Genomic DNA, 17,859 nt, shown 5'->3' on the forward strand with positions numbered 1-17,859 from the left:
ANAGCGACCCTAAGCATAGCGTAATTCCCNTGCCCCGTCAGCGTTTTCGGCCGGGACCCGTCCGGCCCATACGCTGGGCCGCNAGATCGTCCAGNTCGCGCTGCTGGCGCTGCTCAAGGACGGCATTTTCCTCGCTGCGCATGCGCGNAATCATNTCTTCCAGCGAGCGGCGGCGGTGGTATTTCTCCTGCCACNGNTGTCGNCACTGCTCCAGGTACTGACGCACCTGGGCCAATTTCTGCTCCTGCCCACCCAGCGCCTCGCCCAGGCGCTGCANAAAACCACTGTAGCTCATCAGCGACTGGGCATCGACGCCCCGGCGCTGCTCGCGATAATCCGCCAGNTACTGGGCCCGATAATCCTGCANCTGGGCCAGTTGCCCCTCNTCCTGCTCCAGTTGCTGCCGGGCTTCCCCGAGCCGGGCGGCGGCGGCCTGTTCTTCNCGCTCCGCCACCATCANAACCACCTTGAGTCGTTCCGAGCGCTGCTCCNCCATGATTTAGCGCTGTCCCCGGCCGCTGTGCTGCGCNGCNAGNGCNCCNCGGCGCGGGCCAGGNCCGNCGGGCCCATTGCCGGGCTGGCCGCGCCCNTGNGCCGCACCNGNNTGGCCCGACGGCTGCAGGGTNCGCTGCAGGTGATTGATGCTTTCATCNAGCTGCACCGCCTGCCCCAAGCCCTGCTGGATAAATGCCCNCAGGTGNGGNAANCGNTCAATGGCCGCATCGGTTTCGGGGTCNGCCCCNGGGGTATAGGCGCCGATGTTGATCAGGTCCCGGTTCTGTTGATAGCGGGACAACAANTGTTTNAAGCGTTGCATGGACTTCAGGTGGGGCTCAGCNACGATATTGGGCATTGCCCGGCTGATGGAGGCCTCCACATCAATGGCCGGATAGANGCCCTCCTCCGCCAGGCGGCGGGACAGGACAATGTGGCCATCNAGAATGGCNCGNGCGGCATCCGCAATCGGATCCTGCAGGTCGTCGCCNTCCGANAGCACCGTNTANAANGCGGTAATCGACCCNTCNCCNCTGGCCGCNTTNCCGGCNCGTTCGACCAGNTGGGGAATTTTGGCAAACACCGAGGGNGGNTANCCNTTGGTGGCNGGCGGNTCGCCGATGGCCAGNGAAATTTCCCGCTGCGCCTGGGCAAAGCGGGTCAGGGAATCCATCAACAACAGGACATTCCGCCCCTGGTCCCGATAGTACTCGGCAATCCGGCTGCACAACTGGGCCGCCCGAAGCCGCATCAGNGGCGCATCATCCGCCGGCGAAGCCACCACCACGGCGCGCGCCATCCCCTCGGGCCCGAGAATATGATCGATGAACTCNTTCACCTCACGGCCCCGCTCGCCGACCAGNCCGACCACCACNACATCGGCCGTGGTGTATTTGGTCATCATGCCCATCAGCACACTTTTACCNACGCCGCTGCCGGCGAACAGNCCGAGNCGTTGTCCGCGCCCNACNGTAATCAGGGCATTGATTGCGCGNATTCCNACATCCAGGGGTTCGCTGATCGGGTGGCGCTTGAGCGGATTGATGTCATGGGGNGCAAAGTCGAGAAANTCGTCNCCCCGCAGNGGACCGGCGTCNTCCAGNGGNTGNCCCAGGCCATTGACCACCCGGCCCAGCAAACGGGGGCCGACACGCATTCCCTGATGGGAGGAAATGGGAATCACCCGGGCGCCGGGCTGCAGACCTTCGACGCGCTTGACCGGCATCAGGTAGACAATGTCGTCGTCAAAGCCGACCACTTCCGCCTCGATNTTNCGNCCGTCCCGATTGATGACCTGGCACTGGCGACCGACGGANACGTTNAGGCCGACGGCCTCCAGNGTCATGCCCACCGANCGGGTCAGGCGNCCTTCGGCTTCCGGNTTGGGCGCCTCGGGTACGCCGNCGGGNCCGAAGCCGCGCAATCGNTCCAGCANCGNCGAGCGNNGCCCGGNCGGTGCAGGTGCATCGCTCACGGGGTTTCGTCTCCCGAGGACCGGCTGTCATATTCGTCGCCGTCGGGCTGCACAGCGTCGCTCATATCGTCTTCGTCGCTCATCGCGGAATCACTGCCCAACTGGCGATTCACAAAGGCGTCGAGTTGTTGCGCCAAACGGTGTTCAATGGAAAAATCGACNTGGCTNTCNTTGGTTTCCACCCGNCANCCNCCGGGCANCAGNNCNTCNTCNGNGTGAAANGTCCANTCCAGNCGGTGCTCTTCNGCGTANGCTTCCACCAGGGCGAGATCATCGGGGTTGAGGTAGATATGCANNTGTTCNGCNCCGGCGGGCAATGCGGCCACGGCGGCGCGCACCGGNTCCATGATATGACTGGAGTCCGTCAGCAGTTCCCGTTCTACCAGGCTGCGCGTTAACGCACATACCGTGTCGAGCAACCACTGTTCCAGGGCNTCNTCCTGCTCCGCCAGGGGCTCCCGAATGGCCTGTACCAGATGCTGAAAGCGCTGCTGCTCAGCGGCCAATTTCTGGCGCATCTCTTCCCAGCCTTTCTGCTGACCCGCCTCATAGCCTTCGGCNCGGCCCTGCTCAAAGCCGGCCTGGTACCCCTGCTCTCGCCCTTCCTGCTCGGCGGCGTCCACCAGGCGCTGCATTTCCTCGGCNCTCANGCCGCTGCTNCCGCCNTCGTAATCCACNTCTTCAATTTTTTCGCCCNTGCGCCGCTCTTCGTCNTCGGCGCGNTGGCGCGCTTCGCGCTCGGCGCTGGGCAGTACNCGGTCCTGNTCACCGTGAATCGGCGGNAGTACCCAGGCCTGATANTGCTCAAGCTCTTCGGCGGGAATCCGGTTGGCAAGTTTTTTGGTGGTCATGGTTACGCCGCCGTTGGTGATGCGTCAGGAACAGAATCGGAAACAGGCCCGGCGCGATTAAAGCATTTTTTCGCCACTGCTGCTGAGCACAATTTCGCCNGCATCGGCCATGCGCCGGGCAATGGTGAGGATNTCTTTCTGGGCGGTCTCCACTTCGGACAAGCGCACCGGCCCCTTCACNTCCAGNTCGTCNCGCAGCANTTCGGCNGCGCGCTTGGACATGTTNCNGAAAATCTTGTCCTGAAGNTCGTTGTCGGCCCCTTTGAGCGCCACAATCAGNACNTCGGANGACACCTCNCGCAGCAGCATCTGAATGCCCCGGTCGTCCACATCCTTGAGGTTGTCGAACACGAACATGAGGTCCTGAATCTGGTTGCCCATGTCCTCGTCCAGCTCCTTGATGGAATCCATCANGTCGGCCTCGATGGAGCCTTCCAGGTGGTTCATNATTTCCGCCGCGGTCTTGTAACCGCCCACCGCCTTGGTCTGGGAAGAGGCGCTGCCGGTGAACTGTTTTTCCAGAATGTCGTTCAGTTCCTGCAGAGCGCTGGGCTGNACNGTATCCAGGGAGGCGACCCGCATCATAATATCCAGGCGNATCTTTTCGCTCAGATAACTGAGCACTTCCGCCGCCTGGTCAGGGTCGAGGTAGGACACCACAATCGCCTGAATNTGCGGGTGNTCNTTGCGGATNACNTCNGCCACNGANCGNGGCTCCATCCANTTGAGNGTNTCCAGNCCGGTGGTNTTGCCGCCCAGCANAATNCGNTCGATCAGNCCNCTNGCCTTGTCTTCNCCGAGGGCGGTCACCANCATNTTGCGGATGTAGGCGTCGGAGTCGGTNCCCANNCCNGTGAGGGTGCGCACTTCTTCNAGAAANTTGNTCANNACGGCCTGGACATCACTCTGCTGGACGTTTTTCATCTGCGCCATNGCGCCGCCGATGCGCTGAACCTCCTTGGGGCCCATNTGNCGAAGCACNTCCGCCGCATCGGCCTCGCCGAGCGACATCAGGAGAATGGCCGCCTGNTCCACATGATTCAATTTCGATGNNGGNTTGGCGGGNGCGTTTTTTTCCGCTGCAGGCGCTTTTTCAGCCACGGGATTCCTCTCTCACTCAGTTGACGGGCTCACTCNGTCGACGGGTATCGATTAATCGTCCCGGTTGATCCAACTTTTCACCACTTGGGCAACCCGCCCCGGATCGTCGGCCACCAGCCCTTTTACCGCGTTCAATTGCTGCTCGTAGCTTTCTTCCGGCCCTGGCAACCCGAGTGCGCCGCCGGTCAGGGTAACGGTTTCGTCCGACAGGCCATCATACCCACCCAATCCGGACTGTTCCAGCGCGGCCAGCTCCCGGGCTTCCTCTTCTTCCGAGGCACGGCCCCCAGTCCGGGCCAGACTCTTGAGCACCGGACGCAAAAGGCCGAAGATCAACACGGCCAAGACCAACAGACCGGCGCCCTGCTTCAGGTAGGGAAACAACCAGGGTTGCTGCCACCAGGGCAGCTCCGGAGTCGTAAACTCTTCGAGACTGCGGGCCCGAAACGGTGAATTGAGCACATTCACGCTGTCACCCCGGGCGGCGGAGAAGCCCACCGCATCGCGCACCAACAGCTCCAGGCGCTGAAGTTCCGCATCGGTCCAGGCGACCCGGGTTTCATTACCCGCCTCATCCAGCTCAACCTTGTCATCAACGACCACTGCGACCGACAGGCGATCGACCTGGCCCTGTTGAAAACGGGTATAGCTGATAGTCCGGTCCAGCTCGTAGTTGCGAGTCGCGCGCTCGCGCACTTCGCGCGGAGAGTTTTCATTGACTGGCTCACCGGTTTCCGGATCGATCTGCTCCGGAGCTTCCGCGGCGCCGGGCGGCTGATTGGTCAGCGCGCCGGGAATGCCGCCCTGATCGCGCCCGGTAGTGGACTCGTTCATGATCTGTTCGCTGCGGATGGCCGGCATATCCGGATTGAAGGTTTCCGCCGCCTGCTCAGTCGCCGTAAAATCGACATCGGCACTGACTTCCGCCCGGAAGTTTTCGGTGCCCAGCACCGGCTCTAGTATCCGGTTGACCCGCTGTACCAGCCCTTCTTCCACCCGACGGGTGTACTCGCGCTGACGATCCGCCATCAACAACTCGGAATTTTCCTCTTTGGCGGACAGCAGTTCACCGTGCTGATCCACAATGGTCACCGCGTCGGCGTTAAGCTCGGACACACTGGAGGCCACCAGATTGGTAATGGCTTTGACCTGACTGGCGTCCAGAGTGCGTCCGGGATTCACATCCAGAAACACCGAGGCACGGGGCTCCCGCACATCACGGACAAACACCGAACGCTTCGGCACCGCCAGATGTACGCGGGCACTGCGCACGTTATTCATGCTGGAAATGGTACGCGCCAGCTCGCCTTCCATCGCGCGATGGTATCGGGTGCTCTCCACAAACTGGCTGGTACCCAAAGGCTGCTCTTGGTCCATCAACTCGAAGCCTGTGGTGTCATCCCGGGGGATACCTGCCTGGGCGAGTCGGATACGTGCTGCGGACAAGTCGTCCACCGCCACCAATAAACCGCCCGTGGCCGGGTCTATCCGAAAAGGGATCTGGGCCTGCTCGAGTACCGTGACGACTTCGGGGGATTCGCTCGGGTCCAGGGAGGGCAGCAAGGGGCGATACTCTTCTCCCTGGGTCCAGAGCACCACGGCAAAGCCGATGGCCACTGCCGCCGCCAGGCCCACCATCAGGCCGGCCTGACGCACCAGATTCAGGTTACTGAAGCCTTCGATCAGATCGTTCCCCGGACGCTTGCGACCGCCCCCGTTGGCGGCGTTATCGTCCATTGTTGAATCAGCTGCAGCCATGTCAGTGTGTCTCGTTATACGTTGTCAGAATCAGGGGTGGCACCGAGCATCAAATCGGCATGTTCATGATGTCGCGGTAGGCTTCAACCAGCTTGTTGCGTACCTGGAGCGTTGCCTGAAAGGCGACGCTGGATTTCTGGGAGGCGACCATGACGTCGGTAATGTCCACCCCCGGCTCGCCGCGTTCATAGGCCGCCTGTAGGGCGCCAGAGGCCTTCTGGGTGTCGTTGACTTTGTTGAGCGCCTGGGCCATGACCTCACCAAACCCGGGAACCTCCCGATTGGCTTCGGTCCGCAACCCGGGCTGCCCCTCACCCACGGGGTTAATGCCCTGGGGTTTCTGGAACGCCTGGGTCTGGGATTTGAGGGAGCGCATTTCCACCAGGAGGCGGTTGATGTCAACGCGATCGGTCATGGTGTTTCCCCTGCGACAAAAATTTGGCGAATCGGCCGGTTTTCGGCTTGCAAGGGATCATCTGCATAAAACGGGCCAATTTGGCTCAAAACCGGCCAAGTATTGCCGCTGAACACCGGGGCAGCTCCTGAAGGCGGTGCTCCCGGATTGTCAGGTCATGGACCGATTGACACGTTCGATGAGGGTTTCGCGGTTATAGGGTTTGACCATGAAGCCGGTAGCACCGGCGGACATACTGTCCTGCACCACCGTTTTGGTGTTGACCCCGGAAATCACCAACACCGGGGTGCGGGCGAAGACCCGAGTGCCGCGCAGCCGCCGCAGCAGATCCAGCCCGTTCATTCCGGGCATTTCAATGTCAATCAGAATCAGGCTGGGGCGCAGCTCCCGGAGGGCATCCAAGGCTTCCTGAGCGCTGGCCGCCAAATGGGGCTCAAAGCCCTCTTCCCGCATGATCCTCGCCTGGACCTTACGCTGAAAGTCGTTGTCCTCAACTATAAGTACCGGCCCCTTGGTGGCCGATGCCGCTTTGCCGGAGGTGGACTCCTTAATAGCACTGGCATTGAGGTGGGGAAACAGCTGCTGCCGGGCCTCCCCACGCCACAGGTTCAGCCAGTCACCGACCTTATCCGCGCCCAGAGGGCGGGCGATAAAGTAGCCTTGCGCCTTGTGACAATCGTGCTGGCGCAGAAAGTGCCAATCTTCTTCATCCTCGACACCCTCGGCGGTAATTTCCAGACCCAGTTCCTTGGCCAGGCCCATGGCGGATTCAAACATCACCCGAATGCGTCGGTCCTGACCGGCGGCATGGACGAAGCTACGATCCAGCTTGAACTGATCAAAGGGAATGTCCCGAATCTGGGCCAGGGAAGCGTGCCCGGTACCAAAATCATCAACGGCCAATTTGAATCCCTTCAGGCGGAGACGGGTCAGGTTATCCAGCACGATTTCCGGGCGGCGCATGGGCCGGCTCTCGGTGATTTCCAGAATCAGGTCCCAGGGCTTGAGGTCCGCATCCTCCAGGGCTTTGAGCAGCCAATCGGTAAAACTCAACTGTTCCAGGTTTTCCATGGACAGGTTCACCGACTGGGCACAGTGAATACCCTCCTTTTGCCAGCTTAACGACTGCTGCAAGGCCTCGCCAATCACCCAACGGGTCAGCTCATCAATCACGCCGTGCTCTTCGGCCAGGTAGATAAACTGATCCGGCATGACCCGCCCTTTTTCGGGATGTTGCCAACGCACCAGAACCTCGAGACTGGCCAGCTCGCCATCAACCAGTGAAACCACCGGCTGATACTCATTGAAGAGCTCATTGCGAGTAATCGCATCGCGAAGCTCCTCGGCGGTGACGGACTGATTATTTCTCGCCAATCGCGCCGGAGCCTGGCTGAGTAGCTTGTCCATTAACAGCCCGAGCTCCCGATCGTCCACCGGTTTGGTCAGATAGCCCAGGACCGGGATATTGTGCGCATGCACCAGATTCTGCGCCGTGCGCAACAGGCGTTCATCCTCACCACTCAACAGGATAAGTTGCCCGACAAACCCCAGCTCCACTAAATGCCGGACCACTTCAATGCCATCCATGTCCGGCATTTTCAGATCCAGAATCATGACGTCCGGTGGCGTTTTCAACGCGCGCAGAACATCGACGGCTTCTTGCCCACCAGTCACTTCCTTGATCATCACATAACCGAGTTTGTTCAAAAGGCGGCTGATCAGGCGACGCATAAACTCATCGTCATCCACCGTCATGATTTTGACGTGCTTTTTATTCATTGGCTCTCTCATCGCCGCTCACTCAAATAGATTTGCACCTGCTGCAATGCCGTCTGGACACGACGCCACTCAACCTCAAAATTATTCAGTAATTCACTGGCCAGGGATTCGTCTTTTTCCGCCCCTCGTCCCCAGCGCTCCAAAGCCAGAGATCGATCCGCCAGTGCCATTGCGCCCACAGACCGGGCCGAAGACTTAAGAGAATGCGCCGCGTCGGCCACACTCTCCCAACGGCCCTGACCGGCGGCTTCGCGCAGTCGGGCCACCAGCTCGTCCGAGCTGGTGCGAAAACTTTCCACAAACTCCGCCAGCAGCTCGTCATCGCCCCCGATCAGATCCTGCAGAACCCTCAGGTCCAGGGCCTCGGAAACCAGTACGACGCGACCGCTATCGGTACAACGGATAGCCGGCTGTTGATCCGACAGATGGGTCCAGCGTTCCAGAGACGTTTTTAGCGTATCTAACAACACCGGTTTTATCAGATAGTCGTCGAAGCCCAGCTGTTCGCAACGCTCCGCCTCGCCGGTGACGGCATTGGCGGTCAGCGCCAAAATCGGCACGGGGCTGACTCCACCCTGTTCCGCTTCCTCCCGACGAATGGCAGCGGTTAATGCATAGCCGTCCATCCCCGGCATATGCAGGTCAGTCAACACCAAGGCATAACCATGGCCTACTTGATGCCAACGGCGCAGTGCTTGGTGGCCATCGTCACACAGATCGGCGGCAAACCCCAACATGGCCAACTGCCGCTGAATCACTCGCTGATTCGTTTCGTTGTCTTCCGCCACCAGAACGAGGCGGCCCTCCAGCCGTGCCTGCTCGCGCTCCGGCACAACGGCCTGGCCAAGGCGGTGTTCTGGTTTGGGCTCGGTGACTTCCTGACTCTGTCGCCCAAGAGCGACAGCCGCTGCTTGAAGAAAGGCCAACCGGGAGAGGCTGTTACTATCAATGCCAAACAGCCCCATCCCCTCTTCCCGCATCCGACGCCGGTAACCACGCCCAATCAATAGCCAATGGTAGTTCGCTGGCCGCACGGGTACCGCAACCTCCTCGGCCCACCGGATCGACCCGGCACCTTCAAGCCCCGTATCGCACACCAGCAACCATAACGCCGAATCATGGGTGGCAGCCTCGGGTACTTCCTCGGGCCGATAGACGCGAGCGCCAGCCGCCCGCAGGTAAGCCGACCAATCCTCCCCCTGATAGTCGGGCCATACCACACAGCAGGCGTCCTGCAGATCCGGTACTACGGACACCGGCGTCTCGTCCGCAATGATCGGCAAGCGCACCGCCACCCGGAACTCTGAACCTTTCTGCGGCTCACTTGACACTTTGATATCACCGTCCATAGCTCGCACCAGGCTGTAACTGATGCTTAACCCCAGACCGGTACCACCATACTCGCGCGTGGTAGAAACATCCCCTTGCGAGAAGGGGCTGAACAGACGGGCCTGGGTGGCGGAGTTCATGCCGATGCCGTTATCGATCACATGAAAGGAAAGGTCCACCACCTCCTCCGAACGGCCACTCATATACAGGCGGACCGCCACCTTCCCCTGCCGATCCAGTTTGGAGGAAAACTTGATCGCGTTACTGAGCAAGTTCATCAGGACCTGGCGCAGGCGGAGCTCATCCCCCAACACTTGGGCGGGCAGTGCCGGGTCCGTATATACTGTCAATTCCACATCCTGATTGAGCGCCATCCGATCCAACAATAGACAGACACTGCGCACCAGGGCTGCGGGGGAAAATGCAACCGGAGCCAACTCCAGCTTGCCTGCTTCGATTTTCGAGAAATCCAGAATATCGTCCACAATTCCCAGCAAGGATTGAGCCGACTCACGGATAATGTCCACCATTTCTACCTGATGACCCCGCAGGCTGGTCTGATGCAGCACATCCACCATCCCCACAATCCCGTTGATGGGCGTCCGGACCTCATGGCTCATGGTGGCCAGGAACTGGGATTTGGTGGCACTGGCCAGCTCCGCCAGCTCCCGTGAGCGCTCCAGCTCCTGAATACGCTGCTGCTCTTCTTCCGCACGACGCCGCTCGGTCACATCCTGAAAGTACACGGCAAGACCGTCCGAGGACGGGTAGGCATTAACCGAAGCCCAGTAGCCCAAAGGCTCAAAATAGGCTTCGAACGACACTTTTATGCCGGTTTCAATCGCCTGGCGATAGTAGGTTTCAAAATCGGTCCCCAGTGCCTCGGGAAAGGCTTCCCACAGGCTCATCCCAAGCAGTTCATCCCGGGAACGCTCCAGCAGCCGCTCCGCCTCCCGGTTCACATAGGTGAACACCCAGTCCGTGTTGACGGTAAAAAATGCGTCGGTGATGCTTTCCAGGGTGGTGGCCAGACGCTCGGCCAACTGCTTGGCCCGCTCTTCACTGTCCCGACGTTCGTGGACGTCGATGGCGCTGCCGTACCATTTGATGGTTTTACCATTCGGGTCCTTGATGGGCATGGCCTGAATGGCGTGCCAGCGCCAATAGCCATCGAACCGGCGCAGGCGAATCTCCAGATCCAGTCGCCCTCCCTGGTCGAGTGCCATATCCCAGGCCAGGTTATAACGACCTTGGTCGACGGGTTCAATCGCGTCCCGCCAGACATCATCCAACAGTGGATCGTCGTGCTCGCAGCCGAGAAATTCCTCCAGCATCCGATTGCCGTAATCCAGGCGCCCGGCCAGGTCCGCCGTCCAGACGAGGTGGGGCATGGCGTTGGCAAATTCACGAAAGCGCTGCACCCCCTGGGCCAGCAGGGACGAAGCGTGTTTGCGCTCGGTCACATCCTGAACCGCCCCTTCCAGACGCACCACGTCTCCCCGCTGATTCAATATCGGGTGCGCCTGCACACGAACCCAGACATAGCGGCCCAGCGCGGTGACAATCTGCGCCTCAAGGTCTAAAAAGGCCTTTTCCTGCAACACATGGTCCACCGCCACGGACACTCGGCGTTGAAATTGCGGCGTGTAATAACTGAGGGCCTGTTCAAGGGTAAACACAGTGCCGGACGGCACATCAAAAATGGCGCAGGCTTCGTCGTTCAATGTCATCCGCTCGGCAATCATGTCCGCCGACCAACCGCCGAGCCGGGCCATCTGGGTGGCGATATTCAGCAGGCGATCCTGATCCACCAATTGCTGCGAGAGCCATCGTTGATCCGTAATATCCGATGCAAATCCCGCAAGACGCACCACCTGCCCCTGATCATTGAGCACCGGGAAGGCGCGGTCGTGCACCCAATGCCGACTCCCATCAGGGCGCTGGATTTCGTACTCGATGTCATAACGACCGCCGATTTGCTGAGCACGCATCTCGGCGACACGTCCTTGATGCTCGGGAACCACTGCGTTAAACCACTGCTCCGGGTTGACCAGCAACGACGCCCGGGATCGGCCCCACAAAGATTCATAGGCCGGGGAGACATACAATAATTGACCGGTTTCTACATCAGTCAGCCAGAAGACTTCTTCGACACTCTCCGCCAACTGACGAAACAACACCAACTCATTATCGAGCGCCTGCTCCAACGCCTGACGCCGTCGGTCGTTGGCCGCGACCAACATGACCAGCACGAGAATCAACACAAGCAGCGCAGCCTCCCCAACGTAGCGCCACCAAGATTCAGTGCGCCAGGAAAACAGGCCGGATTCGGAAGAGAACTCCTGAAAGTGCAGCCCCAGGATCAGCAACCCCAAGGACAGGGTGGCCCAGCGCAGGACCATTGCATAGGTTCTCTGAGCCGCCAGTCGCTCGACTATTTTATTTGACTGTGGTTTCATTCGGCTGAGACTCACGCGCGCCCATAAAGAGCCGTTGGTATATGATCAGTGTAAACCAAAGTGAACAAAGCGACACCCGTCGCAACGCGCCAAAATATCGGCGATTTTCGATCTTCTTCCTTGCAATTGTTTTTGCCGCCGATATCGTGACGCCACTTGGGGTCGCCCACGGTATTCTATACCTTCTGGTCATCGCCCTGGCCAATCAGACTCGTGATCGGGATTGGGTTCTACGCATAGGACTTTGGTCGCTTCTGATGTGCAGCGCCGGCCTGTTACTTGCGGACCTTCCCGACGGGTTCCCTCTGGTGGCGGTGCTGGCCAACCGCCTACTCAGCCTTATTGCTATCAGCGTAACATTGACCGTCAGTCTGCGTTGGCTGGCAACCCGCGATGCGCTGGGCGACACCCGACGTCAACTTGAACCCAACCAACGGCACCTGCAACAGGCTCAGTCTACGCTCGACATGCTGAGCCATCAGACCGGCATCGGTTACTGGTGTTATGACAAGGCCAGCCAGACATTTCACCGCTCGGAACTGATTAACCCGATAATTGGTTTATCACCAGGAGAACCACCACCGGCCGATGGCGCCTTGAGCTTTTTTCCGGAACCCGGTCGCACGCAAGTGGTCGCCGCATTCGACGACTGTGTTCAGCATGGAAAGCCCTACATACAACAGTTACCGCTGGTCACTCGCAGCGGACAGAAAAGATTGGTACAGACCTCGGGGCGCCCCCTGTTCGATACCCAGGGTGTACAAATCGGGGTTGTCGGCACGCTGCAGGACCTGACCGGAACCACGCTGTCCAACAACCGGTTTGCGGAAAGCGCCCGCGCGCTGCAGTCGCAATTGGATGCGCTACCGGTGACGGTATGGAGTGCACTGCCCGATGGTTCGATCGATTATTTCAACCAGGCGCTCAGTGATTTTTCCGGTGTCCCTCGCGAGTCGCTTTCAGCGCCGGGCGAATGGTTGACGCTGCTGCATCCGGACGATCAGGAGCGTTGCGTTCAGACCTGGACGCAATGTATTCAGAATGGCAAACCCTACGATATTCAGTTTCGAATTCGCCGTTACGACGGGCAATACCGCTGGCATCAGGTTCAGGCAACGCCGGCGCGGGATATCAACGGTAATATTATCAAATGGTATGGTAGTGCCGTCGAAATTCCAGAGTCAGCGGTAAAGGTCTGAGCGGTACCGCTTGGTGCAGTTTCATGTTGGGTTTTGGTGACGGCGGATGCGCTGCGCTTATCCGCACTACGCAGACCGCAGAGATTACGGCGGATGCGACGCAACCTCTGTGCTATCCGTAGGGCGGATAAGCGCCGCAAGGCGCGCATCCGCCGTAACCCAAATCTCACACTGGCACCAAATGGGTTACCCTACGCCAAACCATCCACCGGAAAACCGGCCTCACGAAGACGAGCCATTTTATACCGCAATGTTCTCGGGCTGATCCCCAACCTTTCCGCCGTACGCTTCTTACTACCGCGCTCACTGTTTAACGTATTGACGATAATCTCAAACTCCCGGCGCTTCAGATCACTCCCCAGCGCCGGCTTTTCCTCTGACACATCAGACACCGGCGTCCGGATTCCCTGGTGTGGAAGCGATACCGGTTCAGACACTGGGGTGAACGCCATCGGGTCAGCGTCATTCACGGTCATACCCGCGCTTCCCCCCGAAGCCAGATCCGCATAGGCTCTATCCGCTTCCAACCCGAGATCCTCCGCCTGAATGAGATCACCGGGCTGCAGAATCAGAGCTCGCTGCATGACGTTATCCAGCTCGCGTACGTTCCCCGGCCAGTCGTAACCCGCAAGCGCCTGGCGAGCGGAATCGGTCAGTTGCACCCAACCGCGTCGCTGTTTTTGCGCGTGCTTGCGCAACAGTTGTTCCGCCAGGGGCACGATATCCTCGCGTCGCTCCCGCAGCGGTGCCCACTGCAGGGGCAACACGCTCAATCGATAGTAAAGGTCTTCCCGGAACAGGCCCTTGGCCACCTGTTCGCGCATGTCACGGTTCGAGGTCGCGATCACCCGAACATCCAGCGGGATGGTCTTTCGGCCGCCCAGACGCTCAACTTCACGCTCCTGCAGAACCCGCAGTAATTTGGCTTGCAACCCCACATCCATCTCGGAAATTTCATCCAGCAGTAAGGTCCCGCCGTTGGCCTGCTCGAACTTGCCTGGCGCGCTGGTATGAGCGCCTGTGTATGCGCCTTTCTCATGGCCGAACAGCATCGCTTCCAGCATGTTCTCGGGAATGGCCGCACAGTTGATCGCCACAAACGGTTTCTGATGACGCGGCGAGTGGTTGTGAATATAACGCGCCAACACCTCTTTCCCGGTGCCGGACTCTCCGAGAATCAGTACCGTCGACTCTGACTGCGCCACGCGCTGCGCCAATTGCAGAAGCCGCTGACTGGACGCCGCCTGAACCACAGGTTCATCACCCACCGGCGCGGAGCCGAGGTGACGCGCCAGGGTATCCACCAATAAGGCGGGCTCGAAGGGTTTGACAAGATAGTCGACCGCGCCCTGCTTGATGGCATCAACGGACTGATTGATGCTCGCGTAGGCCGTGATCAACATCATGGGAATTTGCGGATACTGTTGCTTTACCGCCTGCAACAATTCCTGCCCGGACATGCCGCCCATATTGACGTCCGAGACAATCATCTGGCAGTCACTATCGGCGTTCAGTGTCGCCAGCGCCCGTTCACCGCTGTCGGCTTGCAGCACCTCGTAGTCCGCCAGTTCCAGCGTATCGGTCAGCGCTTCCCGCAGATCCGCATCGTCTTCAACCACAAGAATGCGGGGCCGGGCCATAGCCGGGGATGCCTGTCTTGCTGCTTGCGCCATGTGATTCTCCAGTGGATTGTTCAAATAGCTAATGGATCAATGTTTTAGTCGGGTCGGGTTTTTGTCGGGTTACGCTTCGCTAACCCGACCTACTAAAAGTTGGCAGCGTCGTTTCCGTAGGTCGGGTTAGCGAAGCGTAACCCGACATCATCTAACTCCACGGCAATGGCTGTGTCAGCGGCAACAACACGGTTGCACTGGTGCCCTGCCCCACCTCCGAGCGCAAATCAAAGGCACCGCCGTGCGCTCTCGAAACCGCCTGCACCACCGCCAACCCGAGACCGGTACCCTGGGATTTGGTGGTCACAAACAGGTCCCGCACCCGCGGCAACAATTCCGGATCAATGCCCGGGCCTTTGTCAGTCAGATGAATCGCCAACCAATGTTGGCCTTGCACCACTTCATGTTTGAAATTGATCAACAGCTCGGCGCCTTTACCGACCGCCTGAATGCTGTTGTTCGCCAGATTCTGCAAAGCACCAATCAGCGCTTCGCGATTGCAACGCAGATGCACGTGGGCACAACTGTTCAACCACTGGCAGTGGCTGGCGGAGGTGTTCAGCGGCACTTCCAGCGCTTCCGCCAGGCCATTTTGCAGATCCTCAACGGTGACGTAATCATTCAGGGGCAGCTCGCCTTTCACGAACAGCAACATGTCCTGAATCTGTCGCTCGATGTGATTGAGTCGGCTGGATAATTTGTCGGTAAACTCACCGCGACGTGACTCGTCCAGCTCACTATTGCGCAGGTGTCCTGCATACAACATGGCGGTCGAGAGCGGTGTACGGATCTGGTGTGCCAGTGCGGACATCATTTTGCCCAGGGCCGACAGCCGTTCGTGCCGACTGAGCTCGCTCTGTAACCGCCGGGTTTCGGTCAGGTCCGTCAGAAGAATGATCTGGCCATCGACACCCAGGTTGCGGGTCGCAATACGGATACGTCGCCCATCCTGCAGCGACACTTCATGCCCGTCATCACTGCGCGGCTTGAACGAGCGCGCAATGACCTCCCGCCAGGGCATGCCCTCCAGCGGCTCACCCAGAAGGTCCACGGCCACCGGATTAGCTTCAGTGACCCGCCCCGTGGAGTCGAGCACAATCACCCCGCCGGGCAGAAAATTGATCAGGTTATCGAGACGGTTGGCAATTTTTTCCTTTTCAACCTGAGCCTCACGGCGCTCTTTCTCGAGGCTGGACAGCTCACCGCTGAGCTCCGCCACCTTCCTCTCCAGCATTTCGTGGGAGGTCACCAACCGCTGGGACAGATCCTCAAACAGGTCAAAGCCCTGATCGCGCGCGCCATCCGCTTCACCTGCGGGGCCCGACGTCGACGGACGCAGACTGACCACGTCAGCCCTTGCACTGGCGGCGGACTTCTCGGAAATGGTCGATGCACCCTCAGCCATGGGGCACTCCCTCTGTCATGTTACGGGTTTCTGGCGCGAGGCCATTGCTTGATATCGGTTTTTGCAAGGAGGGTGCCAATCTGGTTTTCTTTTATTATTCAATAAGTTACAGGACTCAAATAAAACCCCAAGTCAATTTTCCGTCACCAAGCTCTCCGTAGGGCGGATCGGTCCGACGCTTCGGAGGCCGGAGGCCGCATCCGCCGCAACCAAAACCAAAGACCCCCATGCGAGATAGCTTCTTGAGGTAAACAAATCTACCGTGCGCTCCCCAAACAACTGTGTTATAGTCCGCGCTTCGGCGTCCTTCGGTCGGCGTCGCTCTTCTCTGATACCTCATCATGGCTCACCCAGACCGTACCCACATTTGCTGGGCAGGGATCGGGCCACAGGAAACACATTTCATGACATTTGCTGAACTCGGCCTTCGCGCCGAACTCCTGCGTGCGCTTGACGACGCGGGCTACTCCGTACCTACGCCCATTCAGGCCAAAGCCATTCCCACCGTCCTCCAAGGCGGCGATCTGATGGCGGCCGCCCAGACCGGTACCGGTAAAACCGCCGGCTTTACCCTGCCGCTGCTGGAAAACATGAGTCGTAAAGACGTATCCGGCCAGAAGTATCGCCCGGTGCGCGCGCTCATCCTGACGCCGACCCGCGAACTCGCCGCCCAGGTGCACGACAGCGTGCGCACCTATGGCAAGCATCTTCCGCTGCGCTCCACCGTGGTCTTCGGTGGGGTGAGCATCAACCCCCAGATGATGACGCTGCGCAAAGGCGTGGACATTCTGGTGGCCACACCGGGCCGCCTTCTGGACCTGGTACAGCAAAACGCTCTGCAACTGGACCGGGTGGAAACCCTGGTACTGGACGAAGCGGACCGCATGCTGGATATGGGCTTTATTCACGACATCAAAAAAGTCCTGAAGCTGCTACCCAAACAGAAACAGACCCTGTTGTTCTCCGCTACTTTCTCGGATGAGATCAAGCAACTGGCGGACAAGCTGCTGAACCAGCCCGAGCTGATCGAAGTCGCGCCGCGCAACACCACCGCCGAGCGCATCACCCAGCGGGTGCACCCGGTGGATCGCAATCGCAAGCGCGAGCTGTTGTCCTACCTTATTGGTGATGGTGACTGGAAGCAGGTGCTGGTATTCACCCGTACCAAACATGGCGCCAACCGCTTGACCGAGCAACTGCAGAATGACGGCATTACTGCCGCTGCAATTCACGGCAACAAGAGTCAGGGCGCACGTACCAAAGCACTGGCCGATTTCAAAAGCGGCAAGGTTCGCACTCTGGTCGCCACCGATATCGCCGCTCGCGGTATCGATATTGATCAGCTGCCCTACGTGGTGAACTACGAGCTGCCCAATGTGCCGGAAGATTACGTCCACCGCATCGGTCGCACCGGCCGTGCGGAACGTGAAGGTGTTGCAGTTTCATTGGTGTGCGTAGATGAACACAACTTCATGCGCAACATTGAGAAGCTGATCAAAACCAACGTGGAAAAAGTGGTGGTCGACGGCTTTGAGCCGGACCCGAGTATTCGCCCGGAGCCCATTCAGCTGGGTCGCCAGAACAATGGCGGCGGTCGGGGCCGAAGCGCCAAACCGGGCGGCAACCGTGCCCGCAACAACGCGCCGTCCAGCGCCCGCAAGAATAGCAATGGCGGTCGACCAAATCAGAAAAGTCGCCAACGGCGAGCATAAAACGAAGAACGAAAAACGGCACCCTCGGGTGCCGTTTTTGTTTTCGGTGAGTGTCGGATTACGGCCTTTGGCCTAATCCGACCTACGGGAGGCTTCTTGCGTAACTTTCTGTAGTCAGTTATAAGGTAGAAAAAAGAAAGGGGACCCTCATAACTCGGTAACTTGCTGTAACAGCAAGGTGCGAAGAACCGAGAGCATTGGAGGTGTCC

General features: G+C 59.4%; 11 protein-coding genes and 1 pseudogene. 2 read left to right on the plus strand and 10 right to left on the minus strand.

The genetic code is table 11. From position 1 onward, the window contains the following. Nucleotides 1-37 precede the first annotated feature (37 nt). The 8 genes and pseudogenes from fliJ to CMG77_RS10770 form a co-directional block, all read right to left on the minus strand. Nucleotides 38-496 carry a flagellar export protein FliJ gene (fliJ, locus tag CMG77_RS10735; protein ID WP_286904439.1) on the minus strand — a complete coding sequence of 153 codons (459 nt, stop codon included), beginning with the start codon at nt 494-496 and terminating at the stop codon, nt 38-40. A gap of 3 nt (nt 497-499) precedes the next feature. Further along, nucleotides 500-1,918 (minus strand): FliI/YscN family ATPase, encoded by a 1,419-nt coding sequence (locus tag CMG77_RS10740; RefSeq protein WP_502691856.1) that lies wholly within the window; start codon nt 1,916-1,918, stop codon nt 500-502. A 47-nt stretch (nt 1,919-1,965) separates the two neighbouring features. Continuing rightward, nucleotides 1,966-2,820, minus strand: a pseudogene (locus tag CMG77_RS10745) (FliH/SctL family protein). Between the two features lie 57 nt (nt 2,821-2,877). Next, complete coding sequence (gene fliG, locus CMG77_RS10750) at nt 2,878-3,831, minus strand: flagellar motor switch protein FliG (RefSeq protein WP_502691857.1); 954 nt, start codon at nt 3,829-3,831, stop codon at nt 2,878-2,880. A 141-nt stretch (nt 3,832-3,972) separates the two neighbouring features. Next, nucleotides 3,973-5,658 (minus strand): flagellar basal-body MS-ring/collar protein FliF, encoded by a 1,686-nt coding sequence (gene fliF / locus CMG77_RS10755; RefSeq protein ID WP_286805514.1) that lies wholly within the window; start codon nt 5,656-5,658, stop codon nt 3,973-3,975. A 70-nt stretch (nt 5,659-5,728) separates the two neighbouring features. After that, nucleotides 5,729-6,094: a flagellar hook-basal body complex protein FliE gene (gene fliE / locus CMG77_RS10760; protein ID WP_123637210.1), complete on the minus strand. Its 366-nt coding sequence runs from the start codon at nt 6,092-6,094 to the stop codon at nt 5,729-5,731. Nucleotides 6,095-6,244: 150 nt separating this feature from the next. Then, nucleotides 6,245-7,873 carry an EAL domain-containing protein gene (locus CMG77_RS10765; protein ID WP_286805511.1) on the minus strand — a complete coding sequence of 543 codons (1,629 nt, stop codon included), beginning with the start codon at nt 7,871-7,873 and terminating at the stop codon, nt 6,245-6,247. A gap of 8 nt (nt 7,874-7,881) precedes the next feature. Beyond that, on the minus strand, nt 7,882-11,661 hold the full coding sequence (locus CMG77_RS10770) for a PAS domain S-box protein (RefSeq protein WP_286876371.1): 3,780 nt from the start codon (nt 11,659-11,661) through the stop codon (nt 7,882-7,884). A 41-nt stretch (nt 11,662-11,702) separates the two neighbouring features. Here CMG77_RS10770 and CMG77_RS10775 point away from each other — a divergent pair, with 41 nt between their 5' ends. Then, complete coding sequence (locus CMG77_RS10775; protein ID WP_286804598.1) at nt 11,703-12,860, plus strand: PAS domain-containing protein; 1,158 nt, start codon at nt 11,703-11,705, stop codon at nt 12,858-12,860. A gap of 191 nt (nt 12,861-13,051) precedes the next feature. Here the strand turns inward: CMG77_RS10775 and CMG77_RS10780 are convergent, their stop codons facing one another. Continuing rightward, nucleotides 13,052-14,533, minus strand: coding sequence for a sigma-54-dependent transcriptional regulator (locus tag CMG77_RS10780; RefSeq protein ID WP_286804597.1), 1,482 nt, complete (start codon nt 14,531-14,533; stop codon nt 13,052-13,054). A gap of 151 nt (nt 14,534-14,684) precedes the next feature. After that, a complete protein-coding gene (locus CMG77_RS10785; RefSeq protein ID WP_286876370.1) occupies nt 14,685-15,938 on the minus strand; it encodes a sensor histidine kinase in 1,254 nt (417 codons plus the stop codon). A 404-nt stretch (nt 15,939-16,342) separates the two neighbouring features. Here CMG77_RS10785 and CMG77_RS10790 point away from each other — a divergent pair, with 404 nt between their 5' ends. After that, nucleotides 16,343-17,650: a DEAD/DEAH box helicase gene (locus tag CMG77_RS10790; protein ID WP_286804758.1), complete on the plus strand. Its 1,308-nt coding sequence runs from the start codon at nt 16,343-16,345 to the stop codon at nt 17,648-17,650. Nucleotides 17,651-17,859 lie beyond the last annotated feature (209 nt).

Origin of the sequence: Marinimicrobium sp. (assembly GCF_002695945.1) — a bacterium.
Classification (GTDB): domain Bacteria; phylum Pseudomonadota; class Gammaproteobacteria; order Pseudomonadales; family Cellvibrionaceae; genus Marinimicrobium; species Marinimicrobium koreense.

What these genes read in the sequence shown, in the direction of transcription:
- fliE (WP_123637210.1), bottom strand. Translation starts at nt 6,094, where the DNA reads ATGACCGATCGCGTTGACATCAACCGCCTCCTGGTGGAAATGCGCTCC.
- CMG77_RS10765 (WP_286805511.1), bottom strand. Translation starts at nt 7,873, where the DNA reads ATGAATAAAAAGCACGTCAAAATCATGACGGTGGATGACGATGAGTTT.
- CMG77_RS10770 (WP_286876371.1), bottom strand. Translation starts at nt 11,661, where the DNA reads ATGAAACCACAGTCAAATAAAATAGTCGAGCGACTGGCGGCTCAGAGA.
- fliF (WP_286805514.1), bottom strand. Translation starts at nt 5,658, where the DNA reads ATGGACGATAACGCCGCCAACGGGGGCGGTCGCAAGCGTCCGGGGAAC.
- CMG77_RS10790 (WP_286804758.1), top strand. Translation starts at nt 16,343, where the DNA reads ATGACATTTGCTGAACTCGGCCTTCGCGCCGAACTCCTGCGTGCGCTT.
- CMG77_RS10780 (WP_286804597.1), bottom strand. Translation starts at nt 14,533, where the DNA reads ATGGCGCAAGCAGCAAGACAGGCATCCCCGGCTATGGCCCGGCCCCGC.
- CMG77_RS10785 (WP_286876370.1), bottom strand. Translation starts at nt 15,938, where the DNA reads ATGGCTGAGGGTGCATCGACCATTTCCGAGAAGTCCGCCGCCAGTGCA.
- CMG77_RS10775 (WP_286804598.1), top strand. Translation starts at nt 11,703, where the DNA reads ATGATCAGTGTAAACCAAAGTGAACAAAGCGACACCCGTCGCAACGCG.